The organism is Exiguobacterium sp. JMULE1 (assembly GCF_013337175.1).
Lineage (GTDB): Bacteria > Bacillota > Bacilli > Exiguobacteriales > Exiguobacteriaceae > Exiguobacterium_A > Exiguobacterium_A indicum.
This window is the reverse complement of sequence record NZ_SGWC01000002.1, coordinates 2,247,631-2,267,756: the sequence shown is the minus strand read 5'-3', so window position 1 is coordinate 2,267,756 and position 20,126 is coordinate 2,247,631. Positions and strand designations below refer to the sequence as shown.

Below are 20,126 nucleotides of genomic sequence, written 5' to 3'. Positions count from 1 at the left end.
TGAAATAAAAAATAAACAAATTCCAAAAATATTTTTTACGATACAAGAAAAGTGTGTTATTATAAGTTGATGAATTTAGTTAGGGAGTGTATACATTATGGCAAACTTTGAAAAAGACCAAGTCGTTACTGGTAAAGTAACTGGTATTCAAAACTTCGGTGCTTTCGTAGCACTTGACGAGCAAACACAAGGTCTCGTCCACATCTCAGAAATCTCACACGATTACGTAAAAGACATCAACGATTACGTAAAAGTTGGCGATGAAGTAACTGTTAAAGTTCTCGACATCGACGAAGCTAACAAAAAAATGAAGCTTTCGATCAAAGCAACTCAGGAAGCTCCAAAACGTGAAGCACGCGCGAAAGGTCCACGCAAAAACGCTGGACGTCGCGATGCAGGTCCTGCTTTCAAACAAGAAGAAGCACCTGGATTCAACGTTCTTAAAGGTAAATTGGAAGAATGGATTGAAAAATCAAACTTCCAAAAATAAGCCACATGAGAGAATCGACATCGGTCGGTTCTCTTTTTTTATGCGATTTTTACATAGAATAAGCATTAAATTAGATGCGAAAGGGGAATGTGTGGATAATGTAAGGTGTTCATTACTTATTGAGGAGGCAACACAGATGGAAAACTTTGAATATCGCAATCCAACAAGACTTATTTTTGGTGACGGTCAAGTCAGCCAACTGAAACCACAACTCGAAGCACTCGGTGCAAAGAAAGTCATGCTCGTCTTCGGTGGCGGCAGTATTAAACGTAATGGCGTTTATGATGATGTCACACGTGAACTCAACGCGGCAGGAATCGAGTACGTCGAATGCGACGGTGTCGAACCGAACCCGCGTATCGAGACAGCAGAGCGCGGTATCAAAATCGCACGTGAAGCAGACGTTGACGCATTGCTTGCACTCGGTGGCGGTTCTGTCATCGACTGCACGAAATTGATTGCTGCTGGTATTCCTTATGAAGGCGAAGCATGGGATCTCGTCATTGGCAAAGCAACACCAGAGACAGTCATTCCATTCGGAACAGTCTTGACGCTTGCAGCAACAGGTTCTGAGATGAACTCAGGATCCGTCATCACGAACTGGAAGACACAAGAGAAATACGGTTGGGGAAGCCCGCTTACGTTCCCGACATTCTCAATCCTTGATCCGAAGTACACAGTCAGTGTGCCAAAAGATCAAACAATCTACGGTATCGTCGATATGATGAGCCACTGCCTCGAGCAATACTTCCACCCTGCGCATGCGCCGGTCCAAGAACGGATGACAGAAGGTGTCATGAAAGCAGTCGTCGAAGCAGCACCGAAACTCGTCAACGATCTCGAGAACGTTGAACTTCGTGGCACGATTCTCTTCGCTGGTACGATGGCGCTCAACGGTGTCCTTCAAATGGGCGCACGTGGAGACTGGGCATCACACAATATCGAGCACGCGGTTTCAGCTGTTCACGATATCCCGCACGCAGGTGGACTTGCGATCCTCTTCCCGAACTGGATGCGCCACGTACTCGACGAATCAAACGCACATCGTTTCGTCACACTCGGTGAGAACGTCTTTAACGTTGATACGGAAGGTAAATCAGAGATGGAAGCAGCACACGCGACAATCGACGCAATCAGTGCTTTCTGGACATCACTCGGTGCACCGAATCGTCTCGCTGATTACGACATCAAAGAAGATACAGTTGACGCAATCGTCAAGTCAGCAATGACACGCGGCGACTTCGGAAACTTCAAATCACTTGGAAACGAAGACGTTCGTCAAATCGTGACAGCTGCCCTATAACAATCTGTAACATTTGCTACTCATTTCACAAAAGACTTGAACGACCTTCCTTCTTGCGTTTTAATGAAAAGGAAGGTCGCATTTCGTTGCGAATGAATAAGGAGGACGATGGCATGTCAACAGTACGTTTTGATTATTCGAAAGCCCTACAATTCGTAGGTCAACATGAAGTAGATCATATGGCGGAAACGGTAAAGACGCTTCACCATGCGATTCATGCAGGAACAGGTGCAGGAAGTGATTTCTTAGGATGGGTAGATCTTCCGACGAATTACGATCAAGCGGAATTTGCACGCATCCAAGCGTCTGCAGAAAAAATCAAGTCGGATTCTGATGTGTTGTTAGTCGTCGGAATCGGCGGTTCGTATCTCGGAGCGCGCGCTGCGATCGAGATGCTCGGACACTCATTCCATAACTTGTTATCAAAAGAAGATCGCAAAGCACCACAAATCATCTATGCAGGTCATAATATCTCATCGACGTATCTGCACGATTTATTCGAAGTCCTCGAAGGAAAAGATGTATCGGTCAACATCATCTCGAAATCGGGTACGACGACAGAACCAGCAATTTCGTTCCGTCTCTTGAAATCGTTCATGGAAGAGAAATACGGTAAAGCAGAAGCCAAACACCGGATTTATGCAACGACGGATAAAGCGCGTGGTGCATTAAAAACACTCGCAGACTCTGAAGGATACGAGACATTCGTCATTCCGGATGATGTCGGCGGTCGTTTCTCTGTGTTGACACCGGTTGGTCTATTACCGATCGCAGCAGCTGGTATTTCGATTGAAGAGTTGATGCAAGGGGCACGTGACGCGCAAGAGCGCTATGCGAGTGAAAACCTAGCTGAAAACGAAGCGTATCAATACGCGGTCGTTCGAAATGCGCTCTATGCGAAAGGGAAGACGATCGAGCTTCTCGTCAACTACGAACCAGCACTTCATTATGTATCAGAGTGGTGGAAACAATTATACGGCGAGTCAGAAGGAAAAGACTTCAAAGGAATCTTCCCAGCAGCGGTCGACTTCTCGACGGATCTTCACTCGATGGGACAATACGTTCAAGAAGGTCGTCGTGACCTATTCGAGACAGTCATCAAAGTCGGTCAAGCGCGTCATGCGTTGACTGTTGAAGAAGACGCTCAGGATCTCGATGGATTGAACTTCCTTGCAGGGAAGTCGATTCAATTCGTCAATGATAAAGCAGCAGAAGGTACGTTGCTTGCGCACACGGACGGACAAGTACCGAACTTGACAGTCGAACTTCCGGAGATGACACCGTATCACCTCGGATTCCTGTTCTACTTCTTCGAAAAAGCTTGTGCGATGAGTGGTTACCTCCTCGGAGTGAACCCATTTGATCAGCCAGGCGTCGAAGCGTACAAGAAAAACATGTTCGCTCTTCTTGGGAAACCAGGATTCGAAGCAGAAAAAGCAGAACTCGAAGCACGTTTGAAGTAATATGAAACGACAGTCGATCGTTCCCTAGTGGAACATCGGCTGTTTTTTTGTCTTTAGCGGATGATAGTAGGCTATCATTTTCCAGATTTACAGGTAATCCTAGCGTTTTCACTTTTAGAATACCCGTGAAACAGGTAAAGTGAAGTTAGAAGAAGAAATGAGGTGCACGTACGTGATTACATTCTTGGATTATTATCAAAATCAAGTGGAGTTAAGTTTTGATGACCATCCGTTCTCGGATCGTCCCTTGCACGTATGGGTCATTGCCGTGTACGAAGGAAAATGGTTGCTGACCCATCATAAGCAACGTGGTTATGAATTTCCTGGTGGAAAGGTTGAACCAGGGGAAACGGCGGAAGAAGCTGCACGTCGTGAAGTGATGGAAGAGACAGGTGGGGAAATCGATTCCCTCTCATATGTCGGGCAGTATCGGGTTGCCGGAAAAGGCGATACGATCATCAAAAACATCTATTTCGCGCAAATCGGATCATTGTCGTCTCATCTTGCCGTGGATGAAACGGATGGTGCTTTTCTATTCGAGGAACTCCCTGAACGTCTCGATACGAATCGACAATACAGCTTCATGATGAAGGACCGTGTCCTTCCGGAGACGCTCCGTGTACTTAGCGAACGCCGATTGGTTTGAACTTCCGCGGCAAGGTCCGTTTCGGACGTTCCGGATGTTTTATACCACAGCGGATGGAGAACGGGTCGGTGCCTATATCGTACTCCCGCAAGTCGCGAACGGTCAGGGAATTCTCTACTTGCGTGGTGGAACGCGTTCGATCGGAATGGTCCGACCGACTCGACTGCTCGCGTTCGCACAGGCAGGCTTTTTTGTCATGGCACCTTTCTATCGAGGAAATCTAGGGGGTACGGGAAAAGAAGACTTTGGACATCACGATATCGAAGACGCCTGCAGCGCCTTTGACTGGTTACAGCAACGTGTTTCGCATGTTCACGCATTTGGATTTTCACGTGGTGGACAGATGGCACTGCTCCTGGCGCATCACCGTCCAGTCGCTCGAACGGTTTCCTGGGCAGGGGTGACGGAGTTGACGTGGACGTATGAAGAGCAGAAGACGATGCAAAAGATGCTGCGGCGATACACGGGAGGTACACCAGATACGGTTCCTGATGAATACGCGGTTCGCTCGCCGCTCCATGTCGAACCTCAAGGTGAAGTGTTATTGATTCACGGTGCGTATGATGAGAACGTTCGTTTACGCCACGCGACGGCTTATGCCGCACGTTATTCCGAAAAAACGATGCTTCAGACTTATGCCTATGCCCATCAATTTCCGATTCATGACAAGTTGCGTGTGACGCGGAATGTGTTGAATTGGTTTGAGACTGGTATATGGAATCCGGATGAAAGGTGATAGTTCAAGCAGTACGACCAATGTCGTGCTGTTTTTTTGTGTTACGGAAAATGGCATAGAATTAAAAAATAAGAACATTGATATGTTGTAAAAAACAATAATCTCCTAAAAAGTAAACTTTGATATAATAGATGACATCAGAGAAGAATAGAGGGGGCATGAGAACGATGGATATCTTATTAGCACGTCAACCCATCGTTAATCGAGTAGGTTCGATTGATGCATTTGAACTATTGTATCGTTCGATTGAACAAATCAGTGTGTTTGATGGTGATTTAGCGACGATGGATGTTTTGACGAATACACTTGTTCATATGGGAGTAGATCATGTAGCAGAAGGCAAGAAGCTATTTGTTAATTTCACGGCAGAGCTGTTGAAAAGTGACTTGATTCATTATTTGGATCCAAGCCAATTCGTCATTGAAATTCTAGAAACAGTTGAGATCGATACAGAGATGCTGTCTGTTCTACATAGTTGGAAAGACGCGGGCTTTACGTTAGCACTCGATGATTTTGTGACGGATTTACTCCGACAGCATGGAGCGGAATTGTTTGAGTTGATCGATTTAATTAAAATCGACATCGAGACGATTTCCCCTCGCGAGCAAAGTGCTATCCTCCATATTGTTCGTCGCAATTATCCTCATATCCGAATGTTGGCTGAGCGTGTCGAAACGCACGAAGATCATACACGGTGTCTTGACATGGGATATGACTGGTTTCAGGGATATTTTTATGCTAAACCGATGTTGATGAAAGGAAAGGCGGTCCCACCGCAACTACCGGTTTTGTTAAAAATGTTGAAATGGCTCGATACGGATGAAAAGTACGATGAGGTCGTTGATGAGATTGAAGCGAATCCCTATATTAGTATTCAAGTGTTACAGCTGATCAATTCTCCAGGAATGGGTTTACGCAATACCGTCAGTTCCGTTCGTCAAGCGATTTCACTGCTTGGCTTTTCGCAACTCAAAAGTTGGATTTCGTTGATTGTTTTACGTGAGATGAAGCTTGCTAGTCCTTATGAGTGGTCAAATGAGTTATTACGGTCCTCTTTACACTGTGCGAAGCTCTGTGAACTCTTTGCTACCGAAACCCGAACACTACAACCGGAGAGTGCTTACATGATTGGCTTGTTATCGCACATCGATGCGTTATTATCTGTTGATATTGACGATATCATCGATCAATTGCCACTCGAAGATTCTCTGAAGATTGTTCTACAAGGAAAGGATCATCCGTTTCGGGATTGTTTAGTGCTTGCGATTAGTGCAGATCGAGGTGATTTTGATCAGTTTGAACTGCTGAGTCAGCGTTTAAATGTATCACTTCCGCGAGCCTATGCCTTACTGACGGAAAGTCAAGAGTGGCTCATGCAGCGAGAAAAACATATTCAAGAAGAGTCAGACTCGATCATATAACTAAAAAAGAGTTTGAAGACTTTTTTCTAGACATAAGACGACGTGTAATCATTCTCTTAACTGAGTAGGATTACACGTTTTTATTCGTCTCGAATCGCCTAATAGGAAGAATTTCTAAGGATTAAGGAGTAACTAAAAAATCTGAGTCCGTGAAGACCGGACTCAGATTTTTTAGTTACTTGATGTAAATTCGGTGTCTATCTTTTTGATGCAAGTCAGAAAACTCTACTTTATAGGCGCGGACCAGCTGACTTGATCGCATCCGTCGCACTCTCGAAACGAAGGAAATTGTTCTGGAATTTCTCAGCAAGCGAACGCGCTTGTGTGTCGTATTCGTCCGGATTCGACCAGACGCGTACCGGGTTGAGTAACTCACTTGGAACACCAGGAACTTCGAGCGGCATATGAAGTCCAAAGATCGGGTGTTCTTCTGTTGGAATCGTTGCAAGTGTGCCGTTAACGGCAGCGTTGACCATCGTCCGTGTATACGATAGCTTCATGCGGCTACCTGTTCCGTAAGCACCGCCTGTCCAGCCCGTGTTGACGAGATAAACGGTAACACCATGACGATCAATCAATTCGCCGAGCATCGTCGCATACTTTTCAGGCATCAGTGGAAGGAATGGTGAACCGAAGCACGTCGAGAAGGTCGCTTCTGGTTCCGTGACCCCACGTTCTGTTCCAGCGAGTTTTGATGTATATCCTGATAGGAAGTGATACATCGCTTGTTCTTTCGTCAATTTGCTGATCGGGGGCAAGACGCCGTACGCATCAGCTGTCAAGAAGACAATCGTCTTCGGATGACCAGCGCGTGACGGAACAGCGATGTTATCGATTGCCGTAATCGGATAAGCAGCACGCGTATTTTCCGTCAACGATGTATCATCGTAATCAGGATGACGGGCTTCGTCGAGTACGACGTTCTCAAGGACGGTTCCGAAACGGATCGCGTCAAAGATTTGCGGTTCTTTTTCACGCGATAGATTGACCGTCTTCGCGTAACATCCGCCTTCGATGTTGAAGACACCATCGTGCGACCAACCATGCTCATCGTCACCGATCAATTGACGGCTATCATCGGCTGAAAGGGTGGTCTTACCAGTACCAGATAGACCGAAGAACAAGGCGACGTCGCCTTCGTGTCCGACGTTTGCCGAGCAGTGCATCGAAAGGACGTTTTCTTGTGGCAAGAGGTAGTTCATGACGGAAAAGATCGACTTTTTGATTTCTCCAGCGTATTCCGTTCCACCGATCAAGACGATTCGGTGTTCGAACGACATCGCGATGAACGTCTCGGAGTTCGTTCCGTCAACGGCAGGATCTGCTTTGAAATGTGGCGCGTAGACGACCGTGAACGGTTCGAAGGCAGCCACTTCAGGATACTCGCGTAAAAAGAGTTGTTTGGCAAACAGGTTATGCCAAGCATATTGTGTGAGCACACGGACCGGAAGGGTGAAGTGCGTATCTGCTCCAGCAGCAGCTTCTGTGTAGTAGAGATGATCAGCTTCGTTCATGTAACGAAGAACCTTTTGCAACAATTGTTCAAATTTGTCTCCATCCATTGGTTGGTTGACATGACCCCAATCAATGTGAGACTCGCAGGAAGAATCACGGACGATGAACTTATCTTTTGGTGAACGACCTGTAAATTTCCCCGTTTCTACAGATAATGCGCCGTTCTCAGCAAGGACACCTTCTTCGTTTCGAATCGCATGTTCGACAAGTTCAGCAACAGATAGTTGTTTGAACACATGCTCTTTCTTGAGTAGTTCTTCGATATTCAGGACCGTCATCGGCATCCTGACCCCACCTTTCCCCTACGTTGGTTTTGGCTCACTGTATTTAGTATGACACATTTATTATATATGACATACTAAAGAGAGAGCAATCATTTTCTAGTGCTGATTTCTATTTATCTGGAAACGCTTTCAGCATTAACAGTTTAACATCTCTTTCAAAAAGTTTCGACTAGAATTTGAAACCTTGCTTGACAGAGTAGTTACAACTTTATATCATGTAATTCGTAACGGATACTCTTATTCTGAGCAGGTGGAGGGAACAAGGCCCGAAGAAACCCGGCAACCGTCCTACATTAATTCACATATTAATGAGGGAAAAGGTGCTCTCCTGAAGCGAAGTAAACACTTCGAACGATAAGAGGGTAAAGGAAGAACGCACAACCTTTCCCTGACCATTTTTTGGACTTGGAAAGGTTTTTTTCATTTTACCGTCCCACTCAACTAGGGGAAATGAGTACACCGTCAAATTCTTTTTTGGGAGGGTCATACATGACAAACCTTAATCGCCGACTATTCACGTCGGAGTCAGTCACTGAAGGTCATCCAGATAAAATCTGTGACCAAATTTCGGATTCAATTCTTGATGCAATCCTCGCAGCGGATCCAAACGCGCGTGTTGCGGCAGAAACTTCTGTTACAACAGGTCTCGTTCTCGTTGCAGGTGAGATCACGACATCCACTTACGTCGACATTCCAAAAGTCGTTCGTGAAACGATTCGTGAGATCGGTTATACACGCGCGAAATACGGTTTCGACGCGGACACATGTGCTGTATTGACATCAATCGATGAGCAATCAGCAGACATCGCTCTTGGTGTAGACCAAGCGCTTGAAGCACGTGAAGGTAGCATGTCTGATGCAGAAATCGATGCAATCGGTGCAGGAGACCAAGGTCTCATGTTCGGTTACGCAACGAAAGAAACACCAGAACTCATGCCACTTCCAATCTCGCTTTCACACCGTCTCGCACGCCGTTTGGCAGAAGTGCGTAAAAACGGTCAACTCGACTACCTTCGTCCGGACGGAAAAACACAAGTCACGGTCGAATACAACGAGAACAACGAGCCGGTTCGTGTCGATACGATCGTCATCTCGACACAACACGCGGAAGAAGTTACGCTTGAGCAAATTCAAGCTGACTTGAAAGAACACGTCATCACACCGGTCATCCCGGCTGAATACATCGACGCAGCAACGAAATTCTTCATCAATCCAACTGGTCGTTTCGTCATCGGCGGACCACAAGGAGATGCTGGATTGACGGGTCGTAAGATCATCGTTGATACGTATGGTGGATACGCACGCCATGGCGGTGGAGCATTCTCTGGTAAAGATCCAACAAAAGTCGACCGTTCAGCTGCATACGCAGCACGTTACGTCGCGAAGAACCTCGTTGCTGCAGGTCTTGCAGACAAAGCAGAAGTTCAACTCGCGTACGCAATCGGTGTCGCGCACCCGGTATCAATCGCGGTTGATACATTCGGTACAGGAAAACTTCCTGAAGCACAACTCGTCGAATTGGTTGCTGAAAACTTCGATCTTCGTCCGGCTGGAATCATCAACATGCTTGATCTCCGTCGTCCGATCTATCGTCAAACAGCTGCATACGGTCACTTCGGTCGTACAGATGTTGAGCTTCCATGGGAGCAAACAGATAAAGCAGCAGTTCTTGAAGAACAGGCAAAACGTTTCGCATAATCAAAAAGTCCGAGAACCCTACGCGGGTTTTCGGACTTTTTTGTTTACGTGGAACTTTGCAGGAAACGAATGTTTTTTCTAGAAGAGGGTAAAAGTACATGAGTCGATTCGTATGAATACAAAGGGGGGTTCCGATTATGGAAATACGCGAAGCTATTCCAGCCGATGCAGGACGTATTCATGACATTGCCGTCACATCCTGGTTGGATACGTACGCAGAAATCTATTCCGAGCGCTCGAAAGCGCATTTCGTGCAGGAAGCGTATCCGCAAGAGGAGGTTGTTCGTGCGATTCGGACGGCAGAAGAAGCACGGGGAGAGTATTTTTATGTCGGAATCATCGATGAGGAAATCGTCGGTTTCATTCATGCTGTTGATGTTGAGGGAACGTGGGAAATCATTCGTCTGTACGTCTTACCGAAATATCAGCAAAACGGAATCGGACGACGATTGATCCGTGAACTCGAACGACAAGGAGCCGTCCCACTCGAAGTATACGTGGAGGCACGTAACTATAAAGCGCGTCAGTTCTTGACCTCATTCGGTTTTGAAGAACTCAGTGAGATGACGGAAGAAGTCTTTGGGCAAGTAGAATCTGTCATTCGCCTTCGCCATGTCGCCTCGTGAAATCCGTCTTGGGACGGTTTTGTGTGCGTTTGAAATAAGGTATCGTAAATAGGAAGTATGAAGTGAAGAGGTGAGTTTGTGGTTGAACAACCAACAGGAATCATCGTATTAGTCTATCCGTTACAACTGCGTGCCCGTCCGAGTGAAGCTTTGATTCGGGTACTCGAACGAGAGTATGAAGTATTGCTCGTCGACGCCCCACGTCGTATCTCGTTTGAAGAACATGGTCAACTGTTAAAAGAAGCATTACGTGAAGCCGGGAAACGCAAGCTACCGATTCATATCGTCGCCTGTAGCATGGGCGCACTCGTCGTCAATCGTCTGTTGCAAGAATATGAATTACCGGTAGCAAGCCTTGCGTTCATTTCACCGTTGTTTGATTGGCACCCTTCGAAACAACTCGGAGGCGTCAAACAAGTCTTCGCAAGTGCGTTCGATCGTTTCCGTCCCGATGCGCCACTCGGTACGTTGCCGTTTGGTCAAAGTACGGAAGATACCGTTCGCATCGGTGAGTTGACCTATGCACAGTACCGGGAAATCGAAGAAGAGATCGTCGTACATGACGAAGAACGAAAAAAACTGCCGCGTGTGAACTTGGCTTGTTTTTATGCACCGGACGATCAGTTCGCAGACGTCAAGTTAACGCTTGAAGTATGCCGGAAAATGGGTGGCGATCAGATTTACTTACAACGTCTACACGGTTTTCCGCATTTTAGTTTCGAACGGTTGAACACACGGTTTGCAGAAAAATTAATGTTGTTCTTTAAGCTTGTTGAAGAATGAAATAACAAAAGTGATGCCTCTAAAAAAGGGGCATCACTTTTTTGTGCCCATCATCCGCGTACTTTTTTCTCGATCGCGATGATGAACGGGGGATGATTTTGTTGGTTCAAGAAGCGATACTGGAGAACGGCATAATCTTGCTGATCAAGGGCTGTGACGTAATCGAGGACAGCGTCACGTTCTCGTTTTCCTTCCAAGTGACCGTGATAGACGACGAGGACGACAAGACCGCCGGGAGCGAGGACCGGGAGGAGGGCATCGAGTGCTTCAAGCGTCTCTTCTCCGGTCGTCGTGATTGATTTGTCGCTTCCAGGCAGGTATCCGAGATTGAAGACACCAGCGCGGACAGGACGTTGTTCGTCCGAAAGACGGGCACCGACATGGATGTGGCTTTCATGGTAAAGGTCGACGCGTGCTAACATTCCGGCTTCGTCGAGACGTCGCGTCGACTCCTCAATGGCTTGTGCCTGGACGTCGAACGCAAGAACCCTTCCTTCTGGACCGACACGTTCTGCTAAAAACTGTGTATCATGTCCATTTCCGGCAGTCATATCGACGACGCAGTCTCCGGGCTCGATAACGGACTCGAGTAATTGTTTCGTATAAGGTAATACACGGGCAAGTGACATGGCATAGACTCCTGTTCCTATAGTCTGTTTTTCTAGTAATGGTTCAGTATGTGCAAGATTCTTTCTGCATTATATCATTTTTTGATTCGTTGACGAAAAGCGAAGTAGCTTGACAGTTAGGGGACGGATTGCGTAAAGTGGCAAGGTTGAGAATGAAATAGGAGGACCACAGGTATGCCAAAATTACCAAAAGCGGTCTGGATCCTCGTCCTTGCGATGGCCATCAATACGACGGGATCCTCTTTTTTATGGCCGTTTAATACATTATATATTCATGAATATTTAGGAGAGTCGATGACAAAAGCAGGGATGGCATTGTTCGTCAACTCTGCCTTAGCAATCGTCGGAAACTACTTAGGTGGAAAAGCGTTTGACCGTCTCGGTGGCAAGAAGACGCTTGTCATCAGTGTCATCGGACTTGTCCTGTCTTCCGTTGGCTTGTTGCTATTTCATCAGACGTACCTCGGATACGTCGCGATGCTTGGATTGATTGGATTCGTCGGTGGGATGGTTTTTCCGACGATCTACGCGATGACGGGTGTCATCTGGCCGGAAGGCGGGCGCCGTGCCTTTAATGCGATCTATGTCGCACAAAACGTCGGTGTAGCGCTCGGGACAGCAGTCAGTGGTCAAATCGCTGCCTTTTCGATTCAGTACATCTTCATCGCCAATCTCGTCCTCTACATCGCCTTTGCCATCATTTTGTTAGTCGGTTTATCCTGGATTCAGGCACCAGCGCGGATGCATGCGGCACATGACGAGATCGAAACGACACGCACACCCCTTGCGCGCGGTGCGGCACGGACGATGTTGCTCGTCTCGATCGGGTATGCCTTACTTTGGTTCGTTTATGTGCAATGGCAAGGAACCTTTGCCGTACACACGAAATCGCTCGGTGTCACGATTTCCGAGTACTCGATTCTTTGGACGATCAACGGAGCACTCATCGTGTTCGCACAACCTTTATTAACACCAATTCTCCGGTGGTTTGGAGATGACTTGAAGCGACAATTGATGACCGGTACAGGAATCTTCCTCTTGTCTTATCTGATCGTTCCGTTCGCAGGCGGCTTCAAGATGTTCCTCGTCGCGATGATCATTTTGACGATTGGTGAGATGTTCATCTGGCCAGCGGTTCCTGCTATGGCGGCGAGACTCGCGCCAATCGGAAAAGAAGGAGAGTTCCAGGGATACGTCAATATTGCCGCTTCAGCGGGACGGATGATCAGTCCGACCGTCGGAGGGTTGATCTACGATTTATCCGGTATGTCAGCGGTCTTCTTGACATTGATTGGATTGATTCTGTTAGCAGGCGTCGTATTCCTTCGTGCCATTCCTAAAATCACATCATGAGCATCATCTGTAAGACAGCGGACATTAGATTCGCTGTCTTTTTTTTACATCATTAATGCGCTAATTATAAAACAAATCATTATTAATATGGAATATTTCGGCAAAGAAACGGGTACTTTCTAATCAAGAACTTGAAAAGAAAGTTCATGTGAACGTTGCTTCTTTTTGACTGGAGGTGCACGAATGGAAAGGTGTCAATTCATCACAGATGCCGCAACTTGGACGACACACGTACAGCAACAGCCTCTTGATATCTTCTACAGTCACCAATACGTCACGCTTAACGCTAGACCGTCTGAGCAAGCGGTGTTATTCCGTTATGAAGGTCATGCGGGAACACTGTTCTATCCCTTTTTAAAGCGTCGGATTTTTGATACGCCTTATTCAGATCTCATCACGCCGTATGGCTACGGCGGACCGGAAATCGTCGGTCGCTTAACCGCAACTGAAATGCAGCATGCACGTCTATCGTTTGAAAGGTGGGCGGAGCAAGAATCGGTCGTCTCGGAAATGATTCGCTTTAATCCGTTGACGGGCAATGAACGACTCATGCGTAACTGGACGGAAGCTTCTTTCATCCGTCATACGACGAGCATTGATTTGCGCCCCTCACTAGAAGAAATCATGCAGACGTTCCATAAGAAAACGAGAAGTATGATTCGTAAATCGCTCGCTTCACCGTTAACCGTTAGAACAGGAACACGAGACGATTTATCTGTTTTTTTGGCGTTGTATCATGAAACGATGGACCGGAAGAATGCTTCGGCTCATTACTATTTTACGGCGAGTTATTTTGAGCAATTATTTGAAGCGAATCCACTCTGTGAGCCATTGTTACTGATTGCGGAAATCGACGGAAAACCTGTTGGTGGATACTTCGTATTGCTCGGAAAAGAATATGCCCACGGTCATTTGATTGGTTGTAAGCGGGACGAAGCGAAGATGTTCCCAAATCAACGACTTGAGTACGAAGCGATTCTTCAGGCGAAAGCACGCGGTCTCGTCGAACAACATCTCGGAGGTGGATATCAAGAACGGGATAGTCTCTTTGAGAGTAAATGCCGTTACACCGGGTACCGTTTATTTGAGTATCATCAAGGAAAATCGATTCTTCAACCAGCCATATACGATCAGTTGTGTATACGATACGGGTCAGATGCTAATTCGGATTATTTTCCGGCTTACCGACAAACCAGTGTCCAAATGGCGACAAGTTAAACAGTAACTAAATGAAGAAGGTGAAACGACTACATCGTGTAGTCGTTTTTTTGATATGCTGAAATCATGATAGATCAATTGAGGGGGATGTGTCTTGAAAAAACGAGGTCTTATTTTTGATATGGATGGGGTCATCTTAGATAGTGAAATCCGCTACTTTGAGGTCCACCAGCAGATGTTCAAAACGTTATCGATTCCGCTCGATCCGGTTCAGTATGCGACATTCATGGGGAAAACAGGAGATGAGATGTGGGAAGAACTTGTCGCGCAACACGAGCTCCCAGAAACAGCGAGTGCTTTACTTGAGGAAGAACATCGCTTGTTTCAAATTCATGCAAAACCAGAGGCGTGTGGTTTAAAAGAGGGAGTCAAACAAGTCATCGAACAAGCGACGTCTCTTGGTTACGATATCGGGATCGCTTCTTCGAGTTCGCTTCAAAAAATCGAACGCGTCATCCGTCATTACGAGCTTCCAATCACGCATTACGTCAGTGGGGAAGAAGTCGTGCGTTCGAAGCCGGATCCTGCGATTTTTCGACTTGCGGCATCACGAATCGGGCACGCACCTGAGAATTGTCTCGTCATTGAAGACGCTGCAAACGGGATGATCGGCGCAAAAGCAGCAGGTATGGAAGTGATTGCGCTTCTTGATGACCGGATGCCAGCGCAACGCTTAGAACAAGCAGATCATATTGCGCGATCGCATGCGGAAATCGAGGAAATTTTACGGAAGCGTTGACGCTTGAGGAAGAAACAGATTACACTAGGAAAAGATAGTCAAATGCATGGAACTGAAGTAGTAGGGGAAAGGTGCCGTCAAGAGAGCTGGTGGAAGGTGCGAACCAGTCGGTAACAACCGTGAACTCGTCAGGGAGCACGATTCGTGAAGTCGTAGTAGCGAATCCGGTCCTTCACACCGTTATCTGTGAATCAAGCGGTCTGTCATAGACAGACAACGTGGGTGGTACCGCGGAAGCCAAACCGGTCTTTCGTCCCTATTCCTAGGGGCGGAGGACCGGTTTTTTTTAGATTAGAGGAGGAAAAGACATGCCGTACAATCATCGCGAAATTGAACCAAAATGGCAGGCGCGTTGGGATCAAGACAACGCCTTCGTCACGACAGAAGATCCAGAAAAAGAAGGGTTTTATGCCCTTGATATGTTCCCGTATCCGTCAGGTGCCGGACTCCACGTTGGACACCCGGAAGGCTACACAGCAACGGACATCCTCGCACGGATGAAACGGATGCAAGGATACAACGTCTTGCACCCAATGGGTTGGGATGCATTCGGGTTACCAGCAGAACAATACGCCCTCGATACAGGGAATGACCCACGTGAATTCACAGCGAAAAACATCGAGACGTTCAAGCGTCAGTTGAAAGAACTTGGATTCTCCTATGACTGGGATCGTGAAATCAACACGACGGATCCGAAGTACTACAAATGGACACAGTGGATCTTTACGAAGTTGTATGAAAAAGGACTTGCGTTCGTGGACGAAGTCGCGGTCAACTGGTGCCCGGCACTTGGAACCGTTCTTGCGAATGAAGAAGTCATCGACGGATTATCTGAACGCGGAAATCATCCGGTCGTGCGTGTTCCGATGCGTCAGTGGGTCTTGAAAATCACGGAATATGCGGATCGTCTTCTTGAAGATCTCGATGACCTCGATTGGCCGGATTCTGTTAAAGAGATGCAACGGAACTGGATCGGGAAATCAGAAGGTGCTGAGATCGATTTCACGATTGATGGACATAAAAAACAAGTTACGGTCTTTACGACACGTCCGGACACAATCTTTGGTGCGACGTACCTCGTGCTTGCGCCGGAGCATCCATTCGTAGCTGACATCACGACAGCGGATCACAAGGAAGCCGTCGATACGTACATTTCGCAAGTCCAAACGAAGTCAGACCTCGAACGGACGGATTTAGCGAAGGAAAAAACAGGCGTCTTCACGGGTGCTTTCGCCGTCAATCCAATCTCAGGTGATCGTCTTCCGATCTGGATCGCTGATTATGTCCTTGCTTCTTATGGAACGGGTGCAATCATGGCAGTTCCAGGACACGATGAGCGCGACCATGAATTCGCGAAACAATTCGACTTGCCAATCGTTGAGGTCGTCGCGGGTGGAAACGTCGATGAAGCAGCCTATACAGGAGAGGGCGAACACGTCAACTCGCATATGCTTGATGGTCTTGGAAAACAAGAAGCAATCGAGACGATGATTGCTGAACTCGAAACGAATCAAGTCGGACGCAAGAAAATCACGTATCGTCTCCGCGACTGGTTGTTCAGTCGTCAACGGTATTGGGGTGAGCCAATCCCAGTCGTTCATATGGAAGATGGTTCGATGAAGACGCTTAGCCAAGAGGAATTACCGCTCGAACTTCCAATCATTCCGGAGATCAAGCCGTCTGGTACAGGCGAATCACCACTTGCGCTTGCGGAAGACTGGTTGGATTATACGGATCCTGAAACAGGAATGAAAGGGCGTCGCGAGACGAATACGATGCCACAATGGGGCGGAAGCTGCTGGTATTATCTTCGTTTCATCGATCCGCACAATGAAGAGGCGATCGCGGATCCAGAAAAATTAAAATACTGGCTTCCAGTCGATATTTACATCGGTGGTGCGGAACACGCCGTTCTCCACTTATTGTATGCACGCTTCTGGCATAAAGTCTTGTATGATGCAGGCGTCGTGCCAACAAAAGAACCATTCCAGAAGTTATACAACCAAGGGATGATTCTTGGAGAGAACAACGAGAAAATGTCGAAATCACGCGGTAACGTCATCAATCCGGATGAAATCGTTAAATCGCATGGTGCGGATACGTTACGCTTGTATGAAATGTTCATGGGTCCACTCGATGCATCAGTTGCCTGGTCTGAGAACGGACTTGACGGTGCGCGTCGTTTCCTCGATCGTGTCTGGCGCTTGTTCGAACGGACAGCAGACATTCAAGATGTCACAGAAGTCGATGCTGACTTCGAACGGACATACCACCAGACGGTCAAGAAGGTTACGGAAGACTTCGCGAACATCCAGTTCAACACCGGAATTTCGCAACTCATGGTCTTCGTCAACGAAGCAAACAAACAGCCGGTGCTTCCGCGTCACTTCCTTCGTGGATTCATCCAATTGTTAACACCAGTTGCACCGCACCTTGGTGAGGAACTCTGGGAACAACTTGGATTTGAAGAGACATTGACGTATGCGGCATGGCCAACATTCGATGAATCGAAACTCGTCAGCGATACGATGGAATTCGTCATTCAAGTGAACGGAAAAGTTCGCTCGAAAATCGAAATCAACATCGACGCGACAAAAGAAGAAATCGAGGCACTTGCCTTTGCCGACGAAAAGACACAAGAATGGATCGGCGACAAGACGGTTCGAAAAGTCATCGTCGTACCGAAAAAACTCATCAATATCGTCGCGAACTAAGTCATGACCCCTTCCGTTCACTTGATACGAATGGAAGGGGTTTCTTCATTTCCGTCGCAAGTCCGCTTTTTTTTTGAACGTCCTTCTGATACACTGAATCAGAAACCGAGAAAGAAAGGCGATTACCATCAATGAAACGATCTTATATAGTCTATACAACGATTTTTGCCGTCGTTTCGGGTTTGATTCTTTGTGTACTGCTCGTCTTCTCAAAACCAGAGACGATGTCGCGTATTCAGGAAACGTTCGCGAAAATCGAGACGCAATCGAAGCATCAGGCAGCTGTCAAACAGGTGCCGACGAAAACGCCTTCAGCCATTCCGAATCCGGAAGAACCATTAATTAAGAATGTCCAGCAGATGTTATATGATGATTCCATCGGGTCGTACCTCGTCGTCACAGACGATTATCGTTTCTTTGAAATTAGTGGAACAGGTGAGAGGATCAATGCCTCCTTCCAATTAGAAGAAGGGAAATTACTTCTTTCTGGCCTCGATGGCATGACACTCGTTGACGGAGAGACCGTCGCTTTATTGACATCGAATCAGATTCTCGTGACAATCACGCGAAAAGATGGTGTCTGGAGCGAAGAAAAACGTGAAAAAGTACAGGGGACGACGATTCGAGACAGTTTCCATGGGCTTGGATATGATTCGAAGAAAAAGGAATTCTATACGATCAATCATATCCGTGCAATCGGACGTGTGGAATTGACTCGTTTCGCCATGAAAGAGGATAAAATTAAGATTGATCCAGATGCGTCGGAAAAGAAAAAACGCGCTTTAAAGAAAAAGCAAAAGCCGCCGTATTTATCGATCGTAGAACGAAGTAAAATTGAACCGGCGAATGGGATGCGAAGTGATGCGAAGAAAGTATTCGAATCCGACTTCCGACCAATTGGTCTTGCGGAACGACAAGGACGCATCTACACACTTGATTCAGAAGCACTCTATCTCTATTCGATTGATCAGAAAGATCAGACGATCACGGGAGAGACGGCAAGTCCAAAGGTCTATGGTTCAAAAGGGATTTTCGTACAGGATAATGAATTGTTTGCCTTAGTCGAGACAGATAAGTTTTCGAGCCGATCGTTCACACCGATTGACTGATGCATAAAAAGAAAAGACCCGATTCTTCTGATTAACACAGACGAATCGGGTCTTGTTCATATTAAGAGACAGTGTCACGTGCCATTTCTGCAGCGTGGCTACCGGCGCAATGACCCGTCACGAACGCGGCTGTAATGTTGTATCCACCCGTATAGCCGTGAATATCAAGAATTTCACCAGCGAAGAATAACCGTTCGGCTTTTTTTGACATCATTGTTTTTGGATCAATCTCTTTGATCGAGACGCCGCCACCCGTGACGAAGGCTTTATCGAAATCGAGCGTTCCCGTTGCTCTGAGTGGGAATCGTTTCAATTGTTGGAGGAAGTCCGTCCAGTCTTGTTTCTTCACTTGTGTACAGACTTCATCGCCAAAGCCGATTCGAGCGAATAGGAGTTCAAGCAACCGTTCTGGTACGAAACCACGAAGAGCATTGCGGACTGTTTTCTTCGGATTTGCGGCAATGGCTGCTTGGAAACGTTCCGTTAAGGCACCGAGGGATTCGTCCGGGAAGAGATCAATCGATAGATGAACGATCGTTTCTTTCGAACGTTTGCGTTCTTTGATCGTATATTGGCTACACCGTAAAGCAATCGGACCACTTAAACCGAAGTGTGTGAACAGTAGATCACCTGTATGTGTCTTGATCGCCTTATCTTTTTTACCGTGGACCGTTAGAGCGACGTCACGCAGCGACAGCCCTTGTAATGTTTTTTCGTGAATGAACGTATCACCTAACAGAATCGGAACTTCCGTTGGGAAGAGTTCCGTGATCGTGTGACCCGCTTTTTCAGCCCACGGATAGCCGTCACCCGTTGAACCGGTATGCGGAACAGATTGACCACCGACCGCGACGATACAACTTTTCGCTTCAAGACGCATGCCATTCTCTAATATGACAGCTGCAAAAGAACCATCCGGATGGAAATCGAGCGTAGCGACTTGCGCATCCGTTTGAATCTCGGCACCATGCGCGCGGATTTGATCGATCAATACACGAACGACATCCGCTGCCTTATCTGAGACAGGGAACATCCGACCGTTGTCCTCTTCTTTAAGTGCGACGCCAAATCCTTCGAAGAGTTCGATGATCGATTCATTGTTGAATTGAGAGAAGGCGCTATATAAGAAACGTCCGTTTCCCGGGATCGACTGGACGAGCTCGTCGAGTGGTTTTCGATTCGTGACGTTACAGCGTCCGCCGCCAGAGATTGCGAGCTTCCTTCCTAATTTATTCCCTTTATCGAGCAGGAGTGTTCGAGCTCCAGCTTGTAAGGAGGCGAGCGTTGCCATCAAGCCGCTCGGTCCGCCCCCGATTACGATTACATCGTACATATGGTCACCTCATTCATAGAATTCTGCTTGTTTCACTTTAGCAGAAGTTGCGACTGTAAACAAACC

The 20,126-nt window shown here is 47.0% G+C and carries 17 protein-coding genes, 1 riboswitch and 1 other annotated feature; of the genes, 14 read left to right on the top strand and 3 right to left on the bottom strand.

Features of this window, described 5'->3' with window-relative positions; all coding sequences use genetic code 11:
- Positions 1-97 precede the first annotated feature (97 nt).
- The 6 genes from yugI to EXW93_RS12085 all read left to right on the top strand — a co-directional run bounded on the left by yugI (position 98) and on the right by EXW93_RS12085 (position 6,059).
- A complete protein-coding gene (gene yugI, locus EXW93_RS12110) occupies positions 98-490 on the top strand; it encodes a S1 domain-containing post-transcriptional regulator GSP13 (protein WP_012371159.1) in 393 nt (130 codons plus the stop codon).
- A 136-nt stretch (positions 491-626) separates the two neighbouring features.
- Complete coding sequence (locus tag EXW93_RS12105; protein ID WP_174316500.1) at positions 627-1,793, top strand: iron-containing alcohol dehydrogenase; 1,167 nt, start codon at positions 627-629, stop codon at positions 1,791-1,793.
- Positions 1,794-1,906: 113 nt separating this feature from the next.
- Positions 1,907-3,256: a glucose-6-phosphate isomerase gene (locus EXW93_RS12100; RefSeq protein WP_174316499.1), complete on the top strand. Its 1,350-nt coding sequence runs from the start codon at positions 1,907-1,909 to the stop codon at positions 3,254-3,256.
- A 172-nt stretch (positions 3,257-3,428) separates the two neighbouring features.
- On the top strand, positions 3,429-3,902 hold the full coding sequence (ytkD, locus tag EXW93_RS12095) for an RNA deprotection pyrophosphohydrolase (RefSeq protein WP_023469112.1): 474 nt from the start codon (positions 3,429-3,431) through the stop codon (positions 3,900-3,902).
- On the top strand, positions 3,874-4,638 hold the full coding sequence (locus EXW93_RS12090) for an alpha/beta hydrolase family protein (RefSeq protein WP_023469111.1): 765 nt from the start codon (positions 3,874-3,876) through the stop codon (positions 4,636-4,638). The genes ytkD and EXW93_RS12090 overlap by 29 nt, the downstream gene beginning before the upstream one ends.
- Positions 4,639-4,805: 167 nt before the next feature.
- Entirely contained in the window at positions 4,806-6,059 is a 1,254-nt protein-coding gene (locus EXW93_RS12085) for an EAL and HDOD domain-containing protein (protein WP_035396409.1), read from the top strand.
- 230 nt (positions 6,060-6,289) lie between these two features.
- On the opposite strand, the gene pckA is transcribed toward EXW93_RS12085, so the two are convergent.
- Complete coding sequence (gene pckA, locus EXW93_RS12080) at positions 6,290-7,858, bottom strand: phosphoenolpyruvate carboxykinase (ATP) (protein ID WP_023469109.1); 1,569 nt, start codon at positions 7,856-7,858, stop codon at positions 6,290-6,292.
- A gap of 234 nt (positions 7,859-8,092) precedes the next feature.
- Positions 8,093-8,219, top strand: a riboswitch (SAM riboswitch).
- A 128-nt stretch (positions 8,220-8,347) separates the two neighbouring features.
- On the opposite strand from pckA, the gene metK reads away from it, so the two are divergent.
- From metK to EXW93_RS12065, 3 genes are all read left to right on the top strand, one after another.
- On the top strand, positions 8,348-9,556 hold the full coding sequence (gene metK / locus EXW93_RS12075) for a methionine adenosyltransferase (RefSeq protein WP_023469108.1): 1,209 nt from the start codon (positions 8,348-8,350) through the stop codon (positions 9,554-9,556).
- 137 nt (positions 9,557-9,693) lie between these two features.
- On the top strand, positions 9,694-10,182 hold the full coding sequence (locus tag EXW93_RS12070) for a GNAT family N-acetyltransferase (RefSeq protein ID WP_023469107.1): 489 nt from the start codon (positions 9,694-9,696) through the stop codon (positions 10,180-10,182).
- 78 nt (positions 10,183-10,260) lie between these two features.
- The gene (locus EXW93_RS12065) at positions 10,261-10,965 is read left to right on the top strand and encodes a serine aminopeptidase domain-containing protein (RefSeq protein WP_035396459.1); all 705 of its coding nucleotides are present in this window, start codon (positions 10,261-10,263) and stop codon (positions 10,963-10,965) included.
- 50 nt (positions 10,966-11,015) lie between these two features.
- On the opposite strand, the gene mnmM is transcribed toward EXW93_RS12065, so the two are convergent.
- Positions 11,016-11,615 carry a tRNA 5-(aminomethyl)-2-thiouridylate-methyltransferase MnmM gene (gene mnmM, locus EXW93_RS12060; RefSeq protein ID WP_255343803.1) on the bottom strand — a complete coding sequence of 200 codons (600 nt, stop codon included), beginning with the start codon at positions 11,613-11,615 and terminating at the stop codon, positions 11,016-11,018.
- 153 nt (positions 11,616-11,768) lie between these two features.
- Here mnmM and EXW93_RS12055 point away from each other — a divergent pair, with 153 nt between their 5' ends.
- From EXW93_RS12055 to EXW93_RS12035, 5 genes are all read left to right on the top strand, one after another.
- Positions 11,769-12,947 (top strand): MDR family MFS transporter, encoded by a 1,179-nt coding sequence (locus EXW93_RS12055; protein WP_058713882.1) that lies wholly within the window; start codon positions 11,769-11,771, stop codon positions 12,945-12,947.
- A gap of 183 nt (positions 12,948-13,130) precedes the next feature.
- The gene (locus tag EXW93_RS12050; protein WP_058713883.1) at positions 13,131-14,165 is read left to right on the top strand and encodes a peptidoglycan bridge formation glycyltransferase FemA/FemB family protein; all 1,035 of its coding nucleotides are present in this window, start codon (positions 13,131-13,133) and stop codon (positions 14,163-14,165) included.
- 94 nt (positions 14,166-14,259) lie between these two features.
- Positions 14,260-14,904, top strand: coding sequence for an HAD family hydrolase (locus EXW93_RS12045; RefSeq protein WP_035396464.1), 645 nt, complete (start codon positions 14,260-14,262; stop codon positions 14,902-14,904).
- Positions 14,905-14,942: 38 nt separating this feature from the next.
- Positions 14,943-15,165 (top strand) — a binding site (T-box leader).
- Between the two features lie 47 nt (positions 15,166-15,212).
- The gene (gene leuS / locus EXW93_RS12040; RefSeq protein ID WP_029342384.1) at positions 15,213-17,618 is read left to right on the top strand and encodes a leucine--tRNA ligase; all 2,406 of its coding nucleotides are present in this window, start codon (positions 15,213-15,215) and stop codon (positions 17,616-17,618) included.
- Positions 17,619-17,749: 131 nt separating this feature from the next.
- Positions 17,750-18,727, top strand: a complete 978-nt coding sequence (locus tag EXW93_RS12035; RefSeq protein WP_075643130.1) for a hypothetical protein — start codon at positions 17,750-17,752, stop codon at positions 18,725-18,727.
- 61 nt (positions 18,728-18,788) lie between these two features.
- Here EXW93_RS12035 and EXW93_RS12030 read toward each other — a convergent pair whose 3' ends face one another.
- On the bottom strand, positions 18,789-20,060 hold the full coding sequence (locus EXW93_RS12030; protein ID WP_058713884.1) for a BaiN/RdsA family NAD(P)/FAD-dependent oxidoreductase: 1,272 nt from the start codon (positions 20,058-20,060) through the stop codon (positions 18,789-18,791).
- Positions 20,061-20,126 lie beyond the last annotated feature (66 nt).